The following is a 19,097-nucleotide window of genomic DNA, read 5'->3' as shown; positions in this document are numbered from 1 at the left end:
GGGAGAGGGGCTGGGCGCTTCCCTTCTCCCATCGGGAGAAGGTGCCCAGAAGGGGCGGATGAGGGTACGGGCGCAGCCTCGTGCACCTGACTCCACGAGTCGCTTTCGCGCCAGACCCTCACCCCAACCCCTCTCCGGATGCGAGAGGGGCTAGACGCTTCCCTTCTCCCAACGGGAGAAGGTGCCCCGCAGGGGCGGATGAGGGTACGAGCGGAGCCTCGTGCACCCGGGCTCCACGAGTCGCTTTCGCGCCGGACCCTCACCCCAACCCCTCTCCCGACGGGAGAGGGGCTAGACGCTTCCCTTCTCCCATCGGGAGAAGGTGCCCCGCAGGGGCGGATGAGGGTACGGGCGGCAGCCTCGTGCACCCAGGCTCCACGAGTCGCTTTCGCGCCGGACCCTCACCCCAACCCCTCTCCCGGTGGGAGAGGGGCTCGCTCTTCCTTCTCCCCCCGGAGAAGGTGCCCCGAAGGGGCGGATGAGGGTACGGACGCAGCCTCGTGCACCCAGGCTCCACGAGTCGCTTTCGCGCCGGACCCTCACCCCAACCCCTCTCCCGGTGGGAGAGGGGCTCGCTCTTCCTTCTCCCCCCGGGAGAAGGTGCCCCGAAGGGGCGGATGAGGGTACGGACGCAGCCTCGTGCACCCGGGCTCCACGAGTCGCTTTCGCGCCGGACCTTCACCCCAACCCCTCTCCCGATGGGAGAGGGGCTAAACGCTTCCCTTCTCCCATCGGGAGAAGGTGCCCCGCAGGGGCGGATGAGGGTACGGGCGCAGCCTCGTGCCCCCAGGCTCCACGAGTCGCTTTCGCGCCGGACCCTCACCCCAACCCCCGCTCCGCGCCCCGGCCCGCGCTTGCGGCGCGGGCGCTCCAGGGTGCGCGCGTCAGTGACGCGCAAGACGCACCCTGTCGCCCCGATGGGAGAGGGGCTCGCTCTTCCTTCTCCCCCCGGGAGACGGTGCCCCGCAGCGGCGGATGAGGGTACGGGCGCAGCCTCGTGCACCCAGGGTGTGCGCGTCAGTGAGGCGCAAGACGCACCCTGTCGCCCCGATGGGAGAGGGGCTAGGCGCTACGCGCCCGTGCGCGGCTCCAGGATCGCTTCCACCCGCGGCGCCAACACCTTGAGCATGGCCTGCGCCGCCCTGGACAGTTGTCGCTGCGGCGCCACGCACAGCGCCAGCGTCATCGGCCTGGCCAGGCCCTCGCGCAAGGGCACGAATGCCAGGCGCCCGTCGGCCAGGTCGGCGAGCACGTCCAGTTGCGACAGCAGGCCCACGCCGACGCCCTGGCGCACCAGCGCGCGCAGCGTGCGCACGTCGTTGCAGCGGATGCAGCGGCGCGTGTCGATGTGCTGGCGCTGGTACACCGCCTTGGCATGCTCGTTGACGATCAGCGGCGCCGCCGGCAGCAGCAGGCGATGCTCGCCGAGCAGGTCGTTCAACTGCAGGCTCGCCCTGCCGCTGAGCGGATGCCCCACCGGCATGCACAGGCCCAGCGGAATCTCGGCGAAGGCGACCACCTCCAGGTCGATGCCGCTGACCGGATCCAGCAACAGCCCGACATCCACCTCCGCGGCGACGACCTTGTCGGCCACCTTCTGATTGTCCTCGGTCAGCAGGTTGAAGGTCAGGCCCGGGTGCGCGTCGATCAGGTGCGCCAGGGCATCGACCACGATGCCCTCGCTCAAGGCATCGATCATCGCGATCTCGACGTGGCCGCGGCGTAGCCCCTTCAGTTCGTCGAACAGTTCCAGCGTGCGCTGGTAGCTCTTCTCCCAGCGCCGCATGTCCACCAGCAGCAATTCGCCGGCGCTGGTCAGGCGCAGGCCGCCCGGCAAGCGTTCGAACAACTGCACGCCCAGTTCCTGCTCGGCCTTGAGGATCTGCCGGTCGATCGCCGACGCCGACACGTGCAGCGCCTCGGAGGCGCGGCGGATGCTGCGCCAGTGCGCCACCTCCATGAAATAACGGGTGAAGCGGGAAAAGGTCAGCATGGCGGCTCGAAGTCCCTGGGTACCCAACACGCGGCGCGAACGCGGCGAGAGCGGCGCGCCAGGGCCATGGTACGGAAGCGCTGCCGCCGGCATGGCGTGCGCGGCGTTGCACCGCAGACGTGGATGGCATGGCGCGCGCCGCGCCTCATTGCGCCTGCGGATCGAAATAGGCTTCCCAGGTCGCCGCCGATCCCTCGCGCGTGGCCGCCTGCCTGAACCGCGCCATCGCCTGCTGGCCGTCGCCGCGGTTGAGCAGCGCCACGCCGAGGTTGAAGCAGGTATGGCGATCGTCCGACTGCAGCCGCACGGCGCGCTGCAACGCGTCGACCGCATCAGCGTAGCGTCCCAGGTCGCACTGCACCGCCCCCAGGCCGGTGAGCAGTGCGGCATCGTCCGGCGTCGCCGCCAGCACGGCCAGCAGCAGCGACTCGGCCTGTATCAATGCCGCGGTCCCGCCCTGCGGATCGGTCATCGCCGCATGCACCAGCGCCCTGGCACGCACCAGGGCGTCGCGACCGGCGTGCGTGCCGGCATCGGCAGCAGGCAACGCGCCTACCACCCTGCCACCGCCCCATCGCTGCGCGGGTCGCTGGCACCGCTCAAGGTGCCGTCGGCCTCGCGCACCAGCGCGCCGGCGTGACCCATCACCGCGGTGAACGGCGGCAGCAGTTCGACCGCGTGCCCGGCCGCGCGCAAGGCCTGCACCACGGCGGGGTCGAAGCGGTCCTCCAGTTTCAGTGTGGTGCTGTCCTCGCCCCAGGTGCGGCCGAGCAGCCACCGCGGCGCGCTGACCGCCTGCTGCAGCGGCACGCCGAACCGGGCGTAGCGGCTGAACAGCGCCGCCTGGGTCTGCGGCTGGCCTTCGCCGCCCATGGTGCCGTAGGCCATCAGCCGGCCGTCGTCGAAGCGTGCCAGCGCCGGATTGAGCGTATGGAAGGGTTTGCGCCCGGGCGCCAGCGCGTTCCAGCCGTCGGCCGCGAGACGGAAGCTGCAGCCGCGGTTCTGCCAGACGATGCCGCTGCGCGGCAGCACCAGCCCGGAACCGAATTCGAAATAGGTGGACTGGATGCAGCTGACCGCACGACCGGCGCCATCGATCGCGCCGAACCAGACGGTGTCGCCGGCCTGCGACGGCTGCGGCCACGGCAGCGCGCGCGCCGGATCGATGCGCGCGGCCATCGCGTCGAGCGCTCCGGCATCGTCGAGCAGCGCCTGCGCGTCCAGGGTCATCCAGGCCGGGTCGCCGACGTGCGCATCGCGGATCAGGAACGCCTGCTTGGTCGCTTCGACCAGGCCGTGCAGGTGCGCGTAGCCATCGGCCTGGTCCACGGCCAGGCGGTCGAACAGCGCCAGGATCAGCAGCGAGGCCAGGCCCTGAGTCGGCGGCGCGTGGTTGTACAGGCGCGCGCCGGCGACCGCCACCGACAGCGGCACGCTGGCCTCGGCCTGGTGCGCGGCCAGATCGGCGGCGCGCAGCGGGCTGCCCAGCGCCTGCAGGTCGGCGGCGAGGTCGGCGGCGAGCGCGCCGCGGTAGAAATCGTCCAGGCCGGCCGCGGCCAGGCGCTGCAGGGTCGCGGCCAGTTGCGGCTGGCGCAGCAGTTCGCCCTCGCGCAGCGGCCGCCCGGCGGCCTCGAAGATCGCCGCGTAGGCGCCGGGCTGGGCGCGCAGTTCGGCACCCTTGGCCGCGGCGACGGCACTGCCGCCGAGGGTGACCGGCACGCCGGCCGCGGCATGCTGGATGGCGTCGTCGAGCAGGCGCGCCAGTGGCAGCCGCGCCTCGCTCTGGCGCAAGGCCAGCGCCCAGCCGGACACGGTGCCGGCGACGGTATTGGCCGCGCCCGGACCGCGCCATGGAATGGCCGCCTGCCCGGCATAGTGCTGCAGCGTGGCGCCCTGCGCGGCACGGCCGCAGGCGTCGATCGCATGCACGCGGCCGTCCGGTTCGGCGATCAGCCAGAAGCCGTCGCCGCCGATGCCGGTCATGTGCGGATAGACCACCGCCAGGCAGGCCGCGGTCGCCACCGCCGCCTCCACCGCAGTGCCGCCGTCGCGCAGCACGTCGCGCCCGGCCTGCGCGGCGAGATGATGCGGGGCGACCACCATGCCGCGCCGCGACCGCAGGGTATGCAGCATCAGCGCGGCTCCAGCGACGGCGGGGTCGCGCCGATCAGGCCGGCGCGTTCCAGTTGCGCGGCGAGCGCGAACAGGCGGTCCTCGCGCCCTGGCGCAGCGATCAGTTGCACGCCCAGCGGCAACTGCCCCGGGCGGTACAGCGGTGCGGCCAGCACCGGGCAACGCGCCAGGCCCAGCGGCTGGGTGAACACGCCAAGATTGGCCCGCGCCGACACCGCCACACCGTCGAGTTGGATCGTCTCCTGGTCGATGCGCGGCGCCGCGCACGGCGTGGCCGGCGCCAGCAGCACGTCGACCTCGTCCCACAGGCGCTGCATCGCCTCGGCGAACCAGGCGCCGAACCGCTGCGCGTCGGCGATGGCCGCGGCCGGCAGTTGCAGCCCGGCGAGCAGGCGATCGCGCGTGGCCGGATCGAAGCGGTCGCCATGCGCGGCCAGCGCCTGACGATGGCGATAGCCGCCCTCGGCCGCGGTCATCACGAACGCCGCCGCGCGGGCGCGTTCGGCCTGCGGCAGTTCGCGCCAGGCGTTGCCGCCCAGCGCGTCGTGCAGCGCGGCCAGACCGGCGTCCAGTTCCGGATCGAGATTGCGTCGGAACCAGCCGTCCAGGCGCGCCACGCGCAAGCCGACGGCGTCCCGCGACGGCAGCGGCTGCCCACGCATGGCCTCGTACACCACACGCAGGTCGGCGACCGTGGTCGCGAACGGACCCACCACGTCGAAGGCCTCGACGAACGGAAACACGCCGTCCATCGCCAGGCTGCCATGGCTCGGGCGCAGGCCGTAGATGCCGCACAGCGCCGCCGGCACACGGATCGAGCCGTTGGTGTCCGAGCCCAGCGCGAACGGCACCCAGCGCGCCGCCACCGCCGCCGCCGAGCCGCCGGAGGAACCGCCAGCCAGGCGCTGCGGATCGTGCGGATTGGTGGTGGTGCCGTAGTGCGCGTTGACCGTGGCGAAGCCGTAGGCGAACTCATCCATGTTGGCGGTGCCGACCAGCACTGCGCCGGCCTCGGTCAGGCGCCGCAGCACCGCCGCATCGCACGTGGCCGGCGCCGCGTCGGCGCGCAGCGCGGCGCCGGCGGTGGTCGCCAGGCCGGCGACATCGAACAGGTCCTTGACCACGAACGGCACCCCGGCCAGCGCGCCGCCGTCGCCGCCACCGGCCAATGCCGCCTGCACGCGCGCCGCATCGGCCTCGGCGCGCGCCGGCAGCGGCCGCGTCACCGCGCACAACTGCGCATTGCCGCGGTCGATCTGCGCCAGCGCCTGCTGCGCGTGTCGCCGTGCGGCGCTGCCGTCGGCGCGCGTGGCCGCCACCATTTGCGCGACGACCCCGCCCTCCTGCGGCGCTGGCGGTGGCGGCGGCGCCGCGAAGTCCTGCAGCAGGTGCGCGTAGCCGCGCAGCAGCTCGGCGTTGCGCTGGATACCGGCCTGCCAGGTCGCTGGGATCTGCATGAGCTCGTCTCGATGGAGGGGGAACGGTGCACGCTGTCGATCGCCAGCGTCGCCTGCAACGCGCGGTTCGCGCAACCCGCCCGAGCAGCGGGCATGTCCTCCAGCGACGCGTCCGTCACCCTTCGGCCTGGCGCGGACGGCGCCAGCGTCACGCAGCGCAGCGCCCGACCGGCGGTGGGCCGATGGCCCGCCCTACGCCGGCAGCGGCGCGCCCAGCGCCGGCGGCTGCGGCGCGGTCAGGCGCTCCACCAGCAACTGTTCGATCGCGTCCACGTCGACCTCGCGCACCACCTGCTGCGCCTGCTCGCCCAGGCCCGGCTGGTAGCCCGGCGCCCACGACAGGATGTCGCCGTAGCCGGCGCCGAACTCGGTGTTGGTGTCCACGTACAGGGTCTCGCTGACCGTGGCCAGTTCCGGGCGCAGCCACACCGCGGTGGCCAGTTCGTCCCACATCGGGAAGCCCGGCTCGCGCCGGCGCAGCGCGTGGCCGATCGGCGTGTCGGCCGCGCTCATCCGCGCCAGCAGCTGCGGGGTCAGTTCGGTGGCGGTGGACGGATCCACCGGCACCATCACCATGCGCCGCCACGGCGCACGCATCACGATGCTGGCCGCCTCCGGATCCCAGCGGATGTTGAACTCGCGCCGCGGCGAGTTGACGAACTCGCGGGCGAACTGCGCCGCCGACACGCTGTCGCGGCGCTGCCGCGGATTGAGGCTGCCGCCCATGTACACCAGTTCCTTGGCCAGGCTTGCGAACTCGGGATCCAGCCGCTGCGCCAGGGCCAGGTTGGTCAACGGCCCGGTGGCGACGATGCTGACCTCGCCGGGGAACTCGCGCACCTTGCGGATCATGAACAGCGCCGCCGGCTCGCTGGCCGCCTGCACCACCGTGGGATTGCCCAGCGGCAGGTCCGGGACCACGTCGTGCGCGTGGTAGCGCGGCGCGCTCTGCACGGTGTCGTGCTCGACCCATTGCCGGGTCCACGCGCCCTTCCACAGCAACTTGCCGTACAGCGCCTCCCAGCGCTCGGTGGCCAGTTCGCTGTTGAGCAGCGGGAACACCGGGCCGGGCAGCACCGGCACCTCGCCGCGCCCGGCGATTTCCAGCAACCGGCGCGTATGCGCCAGCGCCTCGTCGCGCCAGATGTTGCCGCTGACCACCGAGATGCCGAGCACCTCGACCTCCGGCGATTGCAGCAACAGCAGTTGCGCAGGGGTGAAGCCGTCGATGTCGTCCTCGAGGATGACCCGGCGACGCGGGATGGTGGCGGTGCTGGCGGAAGCGATTGGCATGAGGCGGGACAGTGGGTGGCGGAAAGGGAAACGACCGGCGCGTCGGGCGCGATCGACGCGGAACGACGCGACACGTCGAAACGCAGGCGCCGGCGACGTACCGCGCGGGCGCTAGGGTAATCGGGTTTGCGCGCACTGCCACGCACGACGAGGCGCCGTCGGGTCGCGCACGCACCCATTCGTGACGCGCTCGCGCGCGTCCGCCGGGGGCAGCCGCGTAAACTTGCGTGGCCGCAACCGAACCAGGGAAGGACTGCATGCACGAACGAACCGACCGAACCGAGCAAGCGCCTGCGCGCGCACAGGCGCGCGTGCCGTTGCTGGTCCGCACGACCTCCCCGGCGCACTTCCTGCTGGCGCTGCTGCTCGGCGCCAGCCTGCAGCACGCGCTGCCGCTCCCGCTGCCGCAGGGCGCCGCACTGGCCTGGCTGCAACTGGGTGGCGGCGTGGTCGCGCTCGCCGGCCTGCTGCTGGCGTGCTGGTGCTTCGTGCTGTTCGCGCGCGACCGCACCACCCTGCTGCCCGAGCGCGCGCCCTCGCAGCTGGTCTGCCACGGCCCCTACCGGCTGACCCGCAACCCGATGTACGTCAGCCTGACCCTGAGCTACCTCGGCCTGAGCGTGCAGATTGGCTGGCCGTGGTCGGCGCTCTTGCTGCCCTTGCCGTTGCTGGCCTTGCAGTGGGTGGTGATCCCCTACGAGGAAGCGCGCCTGCGCGAGCGCTTCGGCAGCGCCTATGCGCGCTACTGCGCGCAGGTCGCGCGCTGGCTGTAGCCACCGGCCGGGCCGGCACGCCTCAGCGTGTCAGCCACCAGGCCGCCGCCGCGGCCAGCAGCAGCGCCAGCAGCACCCAACGCCAGGCGCCGCCGCGGTCGCCGGCGACCACGGTCGAGGCGGTACCCAGCGTGGGCGCCGAGCGCAGATGCCGCTGCACCATCTCCAGCGCCTCGCGCAGCGACATGTCCGGATACTGCTCGAACACCAGCTTGGCGGCCTTGCGCCGCTCGCCGCGACGCAGCGCCAGTTCCGCCGCCGGTGGCAGGCGCCGTTCCTCGGTCGGCGCACGCGCCTGGGCCGACGGCGCCGACGTCGTCCCCGCTGCGGCAGCGGACGCGTGGCGGTCGAGCAACTCCGTCACCGAGCGGGCCGCACCGGCCAGCAACCAGGCATCGACCTGCTCCTTCGCGCTGCGCAGGTCCATGCCGCTGTGCGCGCGCAGCAGCTTGATCGCCTTGACGATCTGGCCCTGCGCGAGGGCCTCGGCAACCTGTGGCGGCGGCGGGTTCGGGTTCATGTCGCAGGTGCTGAGATGGGGGCGCGTCAGTCTTGCCGCTGGCCGGTTAAGCGGCCGTGGCAACACGCGGCGCCGGTGGAAACACCCTCACGCATCCATCATTCGGCTCCCCTAAAGATCGGCGCATGAAGATCGAAATCTGGCAAGGCGACATCACCCAGCTCGACGTGGACGCGATCGTCAACGCCGCCAACGAGTCCCTGCTCGGCGGCGGCGGCGTGGACGGCGCCATCCACCGTGCCGCCGGCCCGGAACTGCTGGAAGAATGCCGGCGTCTGCCGGAACTCAAGCCGGGCGTGCGCTGCCCGGTGGGCGAGGTGCGCGCCACCGCGGGCCATCGGCTCAAGGCGCGGCATGTGCTGCATACCGTCGGGCCGGTGTGGCGCGACGGCGCCCACAACGAACCGGCCCTGCTCGCCAACTGCTACTGGCGCACCCTGCGCCTGGCCGAACAGATGGGCCTGCACTCGGTGGCGTTCCCGGCGATCAGCTGCGGCGTCTACGGCTACCCGCTGCACCAGGCCGCGCGCATTGCGGTCGCCGAAACCGACGCCTGGCAGCGCGCGCACGCGGTGCCGAAGCGAATCATCCTGGTGGCCTACAACGACGCCACCGCCAAGGCGTATCGGCAGGCGCTGCGTGACGCGCAATGCGCCACCGCCGCCTGAGCGACCGTCCGCTGGCAGCACCACGCCAGACATGGGCATCTGGCCTACACCGGGCGTAGGCTGCCTCGGATCCCGGGCATCTGCTCACTGATTGACGTTGCGGGGCGCCGCGGGGTGTCGGTGTTTCCCCGACACCGTGCCGGGGGACGCTGCAAAGAGTGATTGCGCGCTCAGATTTGCTCAGATTGACCCGCGGCGGGAAGGCTACAGTGCGCGAGCCTCAATCCTAACGCCGCCTTAACATCATGACGATCTCCTGCCGCCCGCGCCCAAGCACGCTGGCGAATGCGCTGTTTGCGCTCCCGTGGGCCGCCGGCCTGGCCTTGACCCTGACCTGCGCGCCGGCACTTGCCCAGGAGGCCGCCCCGGCCGCCGGCACCACCACCGACGCGGCGGCGCCGATCGCGGTGCAGGCGATCCGGGTGACCGGCGTCGGCGCGCATCCGCGCGAGCGGATCGACCCGGCGCGCCTGCAGGCCCTGGCCGACGCCCGCCTGCACGCGCTCGGCGGCGGCACGCTGCCGGCCCGGCTCAGCTTCGCGCAGCTGCAGCAGATCGCCGACACGCTCACCCAGGCCTATCGCGACGCCGGCTTCCTGGTCGCCCGCGCGTATCTGCCGGTGCAGACCCTGGGGCCGGACCAGGTGGTCGAGATCCGCGTGGTCGAGGGCCGGGTCGGCAAGATCACCGTCGAGGGCGCGCGCCGCTACGACGACCGCCTGATCGCCAGCCCTGCCCTGGCCCTGCAGGGCCAGATCCTGCGCCAGCAGGATCTGCAGTCGGCGCTGCTGTATGCCCGCGACCTGCCGGGCGTTTCCGCCACCTCCGTGCTCAAGCCCGGCACCAACCCCGGCGAGACCGACGTGGTGATCCAGGCGCGCGAGGAGCGGCCGCTGCATGTCAGCGTCGGCGCCAGCAACTACGGCACCCCGAGCATCGGTCGCTACCGCGCCCAGGTGGGGGTGGACTGGAACAACCCGCTGGGCCTGGGCGACCACCTGTCCGCCAGCTACGCCTATGCGCTGGATCCGGCCAATACCTGGCAGGGCAGCCTCGCCTACCAGGTGCCGATCGCCGGCGTCGATGGCCTCAGCGCCAGCGCGTCGTACACGCGCAGCGTGGTCAACCTCGACAACGGCGCGTTCGCCGCGCTCGACATCCAGGGCCCGACCCAGCAGAGCGCGCTGGGCCTGGACTGGAAGTTCGTCAATTCCGATGCCTGGCGCGTGCAGAGCTGGCTGCACCTGGTCAAGGAAAGCTCGCGCCTGCAGGGCCTGGGCGTGCTGCTGTCCAAGCAGAAATTCGACGTGGCCGAGCTCGGCACCAGCGTGCGCCACGACGACCGCCGGCTCCACGCCATCGACCTGCTGCAGCTCAGCGTGCGCGGCGCGCTCGACGACGATTCGCCGCAGACCGATTACCTGTACGCCCGCCACGACCGCCACTTCACCGTCGCGCGCCTGAGCTACACCCGGCTGCAGGGGCTGACCGCCACGCAGCGGCTGCAGCTGCGCGTCAACGGCCAGTACAGCGACGACACCCTGACTCCGCTGGAACAGTTCTCGCTGGGCGGACCGACCAGCGTGCGCGCCTTCCCGCTCGGCGCCGCGCTCGGCGACCGCGGCTTCGACTCCGGCCTGGAGTACCAGGTGGACGCACCGGGCTTCGCCGGCACCGCCTCGCCGTTCGGCGGCCGCGCCTGGGGCCAGTTGCTGACCGCCAGCGTGTTCTACGACTACGGCCGGGTCTACCCGAACGGCGCCAACCGCGCGGTCTACGACAGCGTCACCACCTTCGAGGGAGCCGGTGTCGGCCTCAGCTTCCGGCTGCCCGACTGGCACGGGCTCTCGTTCGATCTGGCCGCGGCCAAGCCCACCGGCACCACCAAGCCGGGCGACGGCAAGGATGTGCGCTACTGGGCCCGCTTCGGCCTGACCTTCTGACCTGGGGATCCCCATGAACCGCATCTACCGCCTCGTCTTCAATCGCCACCTCGGCGTGCTCCAGGTCGCCTCCGAAGTCGCCGCCGGCCACGCCGGCGCCACCGGCGCGAGCGGCGCCGCCCGCCTGGCCGCGCCACTGCTGCCCTTCGCCCTGGCTTGCGCGCTGGCCGCACCGGCCTACGCCAGCGGCGTGCCGTCGCTGTCCAGCGCCACCGGCGCCACCGTGTCGCAGAACGGCGGCACGCTGCAGATCGACCAGAACGCCGCCAAGGCGGTGCTGAACTGGAACAGCTTCAACGTCGGCAAGGACGCCAGCGTGGTGTTCGTGCAGCCCTCCAGTTCGGCGGTGGCGCTCAACCTGATCGACGCCAGCCACGGCGCCAGCGTCATCGACGGCAGCCTGCGCGCCAACGGCAACGTGTTCCTGATCAACTCCGCCGGCATCCTGTTCGGCAACCACGCGCAGGTGAACGTCGGCGGCCTGGTCGCCAGTTCGCTGGGCCTGGCCGGCGACGATGACCACGGCTACCTGCTCGCGCGCGGCGACCATGGCGCTGCCAGCGTGGTCAACCAGGGCAGCATCAACGCCGGCAACGGCGGCTCCGTGAACCTGGTCGGCAACCATGTCGCCAACCGCGGCAGCATCACCGCCGACGGCGGCGCCATCCGCCTGCTCTCGGCCGACCAGGTCAAGGTGACCATGGACGCGGCCGGCGCGATCGGCATGCAGATGGTCGCGGCCGCCAGCCAGTCGGTGGACGGCGCCGCGGCAGCGGTGGAGAACAGCGGCACCCTGCGCGCCAACGGCGGGCAGATCCTGCTGCAGGCCGGCAGCACCGGGTTGTCGCAGTTGCTGGTCAACAATACCGGCACGCTCGAAGCCACCGGCATCGACACGTCTGGCGGCAGCGTGCGCCTGGTCGGCAGCGGCGGCGACGTGGCCAGCAGCGGCCGCATCGATGTCTCCGGTACGCAGGGCGGCAGCGTGCAGCTGCTGGCCGATGGCGCGGTGAACGTCGCTGGCCGCATCGATGCCCGCGGCAGCGCGGCCGGCGGCAGCATCCGCATCGGCGGCGGCTACCAGGGCGGCGAGCAGTTGCAGCACGCCAGCGCGGCCACCGTCGCCAGCGGCGCGACGCTCGACGCCAGCGCGACCGGCCAGGGCAATGGCGGCTCGATCGTGGTCTGGTCCGACGGCCACACCGCGGTGCACGGCGCGCTGCGCGCCGACGCCGCTGGCCGCGGCAACGGCGGCCTGCTCGAAACCAGCGGCCACACCGTCGACTTCTCCGGTATCGCCGTCGGCGCCAAGGGCGCCGGCCCCGGCAGCGCCGGCACCTGGCTGGTCGACCCGGAAGACCTGACCGTGGACAGCGCGGCGGCCAGCACCATCAGCGGCGCGTTGAACGGCGGCACCAACGTCACCCTGATCGCCTCCATTACCAACGCCAGCGGTCCGGGCAACGTGAGCAGCGGCGCCGGCGACATCAACGTCAATGCGGCGATCGGCTGGAACGGCAACTCCACGCTGACCCTGGACGCGTACCACAGCATCTATCTCAATGCGCCCATCACCGCGACCGGCGCCAACGCCGGCCTGGTGCTGAACTACGGCGGCTATACCGACAACGGCACCGTCGGCGGCTCCGGCGACTACTACGTCAACACCCCGGTCTCGCTCGGCGGCGCGCACGCCAGCCTGGCCATCAACGGCCAGGCGTACACGCTGATCCACTCGCTGGCCGACGCGGCCACCTATTTCAACAGCCCCGGCGCCTACGCGCTGGCCCAGGACATCGACCTGGCCGGCGTCACCCGCAGCAGCGCCCTGGTCTCCTCCTTCCAGAGCAAGCTGGCCGGCCTGGGCCACAGCATCCACAACCTGACGATCTCCGGCGCCAGCGGCTACGTCGGCCTGTTCGGCACCACCAGCAGCAACAGTGTCATCCGCGACCTGCACCTGGGCAATGTCTCCATCTCCGGCGGCTACTACGTCGGCGGCCTGGTCGGCTATGGCCAGGGCGCGATCAAGAACGTCACCGTCGACGGCAGCGTGACCGGGAGCTCCGGCGGCGTCGGCGGATTGGCCGGCTACAACCTGGGCTTGATCGACGGCAGCGCGTTCGCCGGCAGCGTCAACGGGCAAAGCGCCGTCGGCGGCGTGGCAGGCAACAACGTCAGCGGCACGATCCGCAACACCCACAGCACCGGCAGCGTGACCGGCAGTTCCTCCAACACCGGCGGCCTGGTCGGCTACAACGACGGCGGCAGCCTCACCAACACGTATTCCACCAGCAACGTGAGCGGCACCAATTATGTCGGCGGGCTGGTCGGAACCAACCAGAACGCCGGCACGATCAAGAACAGCTATGCCAGCGGCAGCGTCATCGGCACCAGCTCCATGGTCGGCGGACTGGTCGGCATGAACTACCAGAGCAGCATCGCCAATACCTACGCCACCGGCAGCGTCACCGCGCCGACCTCGGTCGGCGGACTGGTGGGCGTCAACAATCCAGGCAGCGCAGCCGTCACCTCCGCCAGCGTCAGCAACAGCTACGCCACTGGCGCGGTCAGCGGCACCAACAATGTCGGTGGGTTGATCGGCTCCAATGCTGGCAGCGTCAGCAATGCGTCGTGGGACGTCGGCAGTACCGGCCAGGCCAATGCCATCAGCAGCGGCGGCGGCGGCAGCGCCACCAACCTGACCAGCTTCGGCAGCGGCAACCGTTACAGCCACACCACCTACGGCAATCTCGGCACCTGGACGTTGCTGACCGGCACCAGCAACGTCTACGTCGCCAGCGATGGCGTCGGCAGCCCGGCCTGGATCATGATCGAGGGGCAGACGCGCCCGTTCCTGGCGAGCGAGTACAGCACCACGATCGGCAACGCACACCAGTTGCAGCTGATGGCGTACAACATGGCGGCCAACTACAGCCTGTCCGCCGACATCGATGCCAGCCAGACCGCCGGCAGCAACGCCAGCGGCATGTGGAGCAGCGCCGGCTTCAGCCCGGTCGGCGACAGCAGCAACGCCTTCACCGGCAGCCTCAACGGCGCGAACCGCACGATCTCCGGGCTCACCATCGCCCGCAGCGGCGCGTCCTACGTCGGCCTGTTCGGCAATACCGGCGCCGCCAGCCAGATCGGCAATCTCGCCCTGACCGGCGCCACTGTCACCGGTACCGCCTACGTGGGCGGCATCGCCGGCTTCAATGCCGGCACCCTCAGCGGCATCCGCGTCAACGGCAGCATGAGCGGCACCGGCAACTTCATCGGCGGCCTGGCCGGCTACAACAACGCCGGGACGATCGCCGGCGTGCAGACCAGCGGCAGCGTGGTCGGCAGCGGCGGCGCCTACAGCGGCAACTATGTCGGCGGACTGGTCGGCAGCAACGCCAACGGCACGATCGGCGCCTCGTCCTCGTCGAGCACGGTCTCCGGCGGCAGCAGCGTCGGCGGCCTGGTCGGCAACGACTACCAGGGCAGCTATACCAACACCTTCGCCACCGGCAACGTCAGCAGCACCAGCACGACCACCGGCAACAACGTCGGCGGACTGATCGGCAACGCTATCCAGAGCACTCTGCAGAACGTCCACGCCACCGGCAATGTCACCGCGACCACCTCGAGCGCTGGCGGCCTGGTCGGCATGGCCGGCGCCGGCAGCATCCAGAACGCGTATGCCAGCGGCAACGTATCGGGAACCCGCAGCGTCGGCGGCCTGGTCGGACGCAGTTCCGCCGCGATCGACACGGCCTATGCGACCGGCGGGGTGATCGGCACCTCGTCCGAGATCGGCGGCCTGGTCGGGACCATGGACCACGGCAGCCTCGCCTCGACCCATGCCACCGGCACCGTGTCCGGCGGCAGCTTCGTCGGCGGCCTGGTCGGCTACAGCGACAGAGGCAACGTCGGCGCGTCCTATGCCACCGGCGCCGTGTACGGCAGCAACTACCTCGGCGGGCTGATGGGCTACAACGACGGCGGCAGCATCGGCAATGCCTACGCCACCGGCAACGTCTCCGGCAGCATGTATGTCGCCGGGCTGGCCGGCTACAACGACAACGGCACCATCGCCAACACCTATGCCAGCGGCGATGCCACCGGCACGGCGTATGTCGGCGGACTGGTCGGCGTCAACTACAACAACACCGTGCGCAACTCCTACGCCACCGGCAACGTTTCCGGCACTGGCGCGGTCGGTGGCCTGGTCGGCTCCAATTCCAACGGCAGCATCGTCGCCAGTTTCTTCGCCACCGACATCGGCGGCAATCCGCGTAACGTGGGTCTGAACACGGCAGGCAACAGCGTCGGCACCATCGACGCGATCAGCGGCGGCAGGTCGTGGAGCGCGCTGAACACGCTCTCCACCTTCACCGATGCCGGCTGGGCGATCGACGACCGCGGCGGTACCGGCCTGACCTGGCGCCTGTACGAACACATGGGCACGCCGCTGCTGCGCAGCTTCCTGACCCCGCTGACGATCAGCGGCAGCGTCTCCGGCCTCGACAAGACCTATGACGGCAACGGCGTCAGCGGTACGCTCGCGTCCTACACGGTCGGCAGCGCCTTCGACCCCAGCCTGCTGTTCGGATCGTCGCTGCGCTACGCGACCGCCGGCAATGGCGTCGGCAGCTACACCACCGGCAACGGCACGCTGCAGATCGGTGGCCTGGCGTCCTCGCAGCAGGGCTACGACATCGGCTACGTGGTCTCCGGCGGCATCGCCATCACCCCGGCGACACTGACGGTGACGGCGACCTCGGGCTCCAAGACCTACGGCGACACCGCCAACCTCAGCGGCTACAGCGTCGCGGGTCTGTTCGGCAACGACACGGTGTCCGGCGTCGCGCTGGGCAGCGCGGGCGCGGGCAGCGGCGCGGCAGTGGGCAACTACGCCATCACCGCCTCCGGCGCCAGCGGCGCAGGGCTGTCCAACTACGTCATCACTTACGTCGATGGCAGCCTGCGCGTCGATCCGGCCACCCTGCGCATCGTCGCCACCGACGCCAGCAAGACCTACGGCGGCACCGCCACCCTCAGCCGCTACAGCGTCGCCGGCCTGCTCAATGGCGACACCGTCTCCGGCGTGGCGCTGGGCAGTGCGGGCGCTGGCGCCGATGCCGCTGTCGGCAACTATGCCATCACCGCCTCCGGCGCGACCGGCGCAGGGCTGTCCAACTACGTCATCAGCTACGTCGATGGCAGCCTGCGCGTCGATCCGGCCACCCTGCGCATCGTCGCCACCGACGCCAACAAGACCTACGGCGGCACCGCCACCCTCAGCGGCTACAGCGTCGCCGGTCTGCTCAATGGCGACACCGTCTCCGGCGTAGCGCTGGGCAGTGCGGGCGCCGCTGCAGGCGCCGCGGTTGGCAACTACGCCATCACCGCCTCCGGCGCCAGCGGCGCAGGGCTGTCCAACTACGTCATCAGCTACGTCGATGGCAGCCTGCGCGTCGATCCGGCCACCCTGCGCATCGTCGCCAGCGACGCCAGCAAGACCGTCGGCAGTACCGCCACCCTGACCGGCTACCGCGTCTCCGGCCTGCTCAACAGCGACACCGTTTCCGGCGTCGCCCTGAACAGCGACGGCGCCGGCAGCGGCGCGGCGGTCGGCAACTACGCCATCACCGCCTCCGGCGCCACCGGTGCAGGACTGTCCAACTACGCCATCACCTATGTCGATGGCCTGTTGGACGTGGTCGCCGGCAGCGGCGATGGCGGCGGTAGCGGCATCCAGTTGCCCACCACAACCGTGCAGGCGATCAATACCTCGGTCGCCGCCGCCACCGTGACCAGCGATGCCGGCAGCACGCCGGAGACGAGTCCGCAACAGGCCGACGAAACGGCGCGGGAGCTGGCCGCCGCGGCACGCACCGGCAGCAGCGGTACGGTGACGGCCGCCACCGACTCGATCCTGATCGTCGACGGCGGCATTCGCGCCCCGGCCGTCGCCTGCAGCCCCGGGGCGTCCGACGCCTCCGCGGACAGCTGCATCATCCGGCAGTAACCGGGAACCACCTGACGGCACCGCGCGGCGGTGTCGTCAGGTCAGCGCGCTGCCTTCCTCACCGGCCAAGGCGGCCGCGCCAGGCGCTCTACGATCGTGAGACCGGGCGCAGCCGCGCCCTGTCGTTTTTGCTGCGGGCGCAGGCCGCGCATCGAGAGACGCACGTGCGCATAGATCAGCCATCGCTTGGCGGCGGCAACCGCGGCAACGCGCGCTGTCCATCCGGACGACGCGGCAGCAGCAACACGAAGCAGACCGATTCGTCCGGCGCCTGCGTGACCAGCTGCACCGAGCCGCCAAGCCGCTCCGCGATCCGCCGGACCAGATACAGACCGAGCCCCGCGCCCGGCGCATCCTGCGCGTTCTCGCCGCGGTAGTACTTCTGGAACAGCCGCGCCTGTTCGGCGGGCGCAATGCCTTCGCCCGGGTTGGCGACCTCCAGCCGCAGGCCTTCGCCAGTGCTGCGCACGCGCACGCGGATGGCCATGTCCTTGGGGCAATGGCGGTCGGCGTTGGCGATCAGGTTGCGCAATGCCACGCGCAACAGCCCGGCATCGGTGAGCAGGCCGTCGTCGTCGGTGAGGATCTCGCAGACCACGCGCTGCGGCGGAAAATCCCGGCACAACTCCTCCAGCAGCGTGCGCAGCGCACACGGCCGCAGCCGCAGTTCCGATGCCGCCTCGCCCATGCGGTCGTCGGCGAGATACTCGTCCACCAGCGCCAGCAGCCGTTGCGCGGCATCGCGGATGTTGCCGCAGCGCGCGCGGTTGCGTTCCGGCGGCGCATCCAGCTTGCGCGCCAGCTGCTGCGCCGAGGTCATGATCACCGCCAGGGGCGTGCGGAACTCGTGCGACACCATCGCCACGAAATCGCGCTGGTCCTGCGCGACCTGGCGTTCGGTCTGCAGCAAGGCGCGCAAGTCGTCCTCCAGCGCCTGCCGCCGGTTGATCTCGTTGCGCAACTCGGCGGTGCGCAGCGTCACTTCGTGCTCCAGCGCCTGGCCGTGCCTGCGCGCCAGCTTCACCGCGGCATCGGCGTGTCGCCGTTCGCGCAGCCGGCGCAGCCGCTCGTAACGGCCGATGAGGAACACGCTCAGCAGCGTCATGTGCAGCATGGTGCCGAACGTGGTGGCGTACTGGGTCCAGGCATTGACCGGGACGAAGCCCAGGTTGCGCAGGAACCCCAGCATCACCCCGAGGTAGAACGGAAAGAACGCGAGCACGAAGAACCGCGCCGGCCGATAGCGGCGCCACAGCAGACGCAGCCCCAGCCCCGCCAGCAGCAGGATCTCCAGCAGGCCCAGCGCCTGCACCGGTTGCATGCCCCAGGCGTAATGGCCGGCGAGCACGGCCACCGCGCCGGCAAGCGCGACCGCCCACAGCGCGCGCGTGCCCCAGCGCACCAGCCGCGGATGAAAGGCGCGCAGGTTCAATTGCCGGCAGGCGACCTGGAATCCCACCGGCAGACTGCAGGCGATGCTGATGCCCAGCAGCGTGTCGCTCCACGCCATCGGCATGCCGGTGACCTGCTGCACCAGGCCGATCGACAACGCCTCGTTGAGCACGCAGCCGCCAAGATAGGCCACGAACAGGCCACTCATGCGCGCGCGCGTGGCGAGCCAGAACAGCACGTGCAGACACAGCAGCAGCAGGTAGAAGCCGAAATACAGGCCGAACTGCAGTCCTTCGCGCCGCGACTGGTTGTCGAACGGCAGCCGTTGCCACACGTCCAGACGGGTGACCATCGCGTTCTTGCTGCGCAACCGCAGCAGCACCTCGTAATCGCCCGCATGTGTTGGCGCAAACTGGAAGACCGGGCTGCGGTAATCCACCGGCCAGTCGCGTCGCGGCAGGCGCTCGCCGCTCTCCCCGAGCGCCCGCCAGGGGCCGCCGGCGGGACGCACATAGGCCTGCACGTCATCGAGCAAGGCATTGCTCAATCGCAGCATCCAACCGCCCGGCGGTACACTTTCGACATGAACAGGCAGACGCAGCCACACGGCACCGTCGGCGAATCCCGCGTTGAGGCCGGCGGGCAGCCGCGTCCAGCCGCCCGCCGCGGCGGCCTGCGTGGCGTCGAACCGGCCTTGCGGATCGTCCAGGCGCTGCAGGTATCCGCTCGCATCGTGGTGCGCGGCGGTCAGCGGCAGCGCCGCGGCCGGGGATGGCGCCGGCTCGGCGGCCACGCACACGCCCATTGCCGCCACGAGCCATGCGCTCACCAGCCAGCGCCACCATTGCGCCATCATTCGCCATACCGCACCGTTGCCAGCCGATGACGTTACAGCAAACCGCACTGCGC

Annotated in this window: 11 protein-coding genes; 4 read left to right on the top strand and 7 right to left on the bottom strand. The window is 71.3% G+C overall.

Translation table 11 applies throughout. The features are described 5' to 3' along the window. Positions 1-1,069: 1,069 nt before the first annotated feature. From AC1G9L_RS06090 to AC1G9L_RS06070, 5 genes are all read right to left on the bottom strand, one after another. Positions 1,070-1,993 (bottom strand): LysR substrate-binding domain-containing protein, encoded by a 924-nt coding sequence (locus tag AC1G9L_RS06090; RefSeq protein ID WP_019801284.1) that lies wholly within the window; start codon positions 1,991-1,993, stop codon positions 1,070-1,072. A 145-nt stretch (positions 1,994-2,138) separates the two neighbouring features. Further along, positions 2,139-2,540 (bottom strand): tetratricopeptide repeat protein, encoded by a 402-nt coding sequence (locus AC1G9L_RS06085; protein ID WP_019801285.1) that lies wholly within the window; start codon positions 2,538-2,540, stop codon positions 2,139-2,141. 5 nt (positions 2,541-2,545) lie between these two features. Next, positions 2,546-4,126, bottom strand: a complete 1,581-nt coding sequence (locus tag AC1G9L_RS06080; protein ID WP_481070483.1) for a gamma-glutamyltransferase family protein — start codon at positions 4,124-4,126, stop codon at positions 2,546-2,548. Next, a complete protein-coding gene (locus AC1G9L_RS06075; protein WP_481070482.1) occupies positions 4,126-5,583 on the bottom strand; it encodes an AtzE family amidohydrolase in 1,458 nt (485 codons plus the stop codon). Before AC1G9L_RS06075 ends, AC1G9L_RS06080 begins: the two co-directional genes overlap by 1 nt. Before the next feature lie 192 nt (positions 5,584-5,775). Beyond that, on the bottom strand, positions 5,776-6,876 hold the full coding sequence (locus tag AC1G9L_RS06070; RefSeq protein WP_010341509.1) for a nucleoside hydrolase: 1,101 nt from the start codon (positions 6,874-6,876) through the stop codon (positions 5,776-5,778). 257 nt (positions 6,877-7,133) lie between these two features. On the opposite strand from AC1G9L_RS06070, the gene AC1G9L_RS06065 reads away from it, so the two are divergent. Beyond that, on the top strand, positions 7,134-7,649 hold the full coding sequence (locus AC1G9L_RS06065; protein WP_481070481.1) for a methyltransferase family protein: 516 nt from the start codon (positions 7,134-7,136) through the stop codon (positions 7,647-7,649). Positions 7,650-7,671: 22 nt separating this feature from the next. Here AC1G9L_RS06065 and AC1G9L_RS06060 read toward each other — a convergent pair whose 3' ends face one another. Then, positions 7,672-8,169, bottom strand: a complete 498-nt coding sequence (locus tag AC1G9L_RS06060) for a hypothetical protein (protein ID WP_481070480.1) — start codon at positions 8,167-8,169, stop codon at positions 7,672-7,674. 125 nt (positions 8,170-8,294) lie between these two features. Here AC1G9L_RS06060 and AC1G9L_RS06055 point away from each other — a divergent pair, with 125 nt between their 5' ends. The 3 genes from AC1G9L_RS06055 (at position 8,295) to AC1G9L_RS06045 (ending at position 16,796) form a co-directional block, all read left to right on the top strand. Next, complete coding sequence (locus AC1G9L_RS06055) at positions 8,295-8,837, top strand: O-acetyl-ADP-ribose deacetylase (RefSeq protein ID WP_010341506.1); 543 nt, start codon at positions 8,295-8,297, stop codon at positions 8,835-8,837. 245 nt (positions 8,838-9,082) lie between these two features. Further along, a complete protein-coding gene (locus AC1G9L_RS06050) occupies positions 9,083-10,780 on the top strand; it encodes a ShlB/FhaC/HecB family hemolysin secretion/activation protein (protein ID WP_481070479.1) in 1,698 nt (565 codons plus the stop codon). A gap of 13 nt (positions 10,781-10,793) precedes the next feature. After that, the gene (locus AC1G9L_RS06045; RefSeq protein ID WP_481070478.1) at positions 10,794-16,796 is read left to right on the top strand and encodes an MBG domain-containing protein; all 6,003 of its coding nucleotides are present in this window, start codon (positions 10,794-10,796) and stop codon (positions 16,794-16,796) included. A 175-nt stretch (positions 16,797-16,971) separates the two neighbouring features. On the opposite strand, the gene AC1G9L_RS06040 is transcribed toward AC1G9L_RS06045, so the two are convergent. Beyond that, positions 16,972-19,017, bottom strand: coding sequence for a sensor histidine kinase (locus AC1G9L_RS06040; RefSeq protein WP_481070477.1), 2,046 nt, complete (start codon positions 19,015-19,017; stop codon positions 16,972-16,974). Between the last annotated feature and the right edge of the window lie 80 nt (positions 19,018-19,097).

The sequence above is a fragment of the Xanthomonas sp. NCPPB 1132 genome (genome assembly GCF_056629235.1).
Note: the sequence above shows the minus strand (reverse complement) of the source record. Positions and strands in the feature narration are given on the sequence as shown.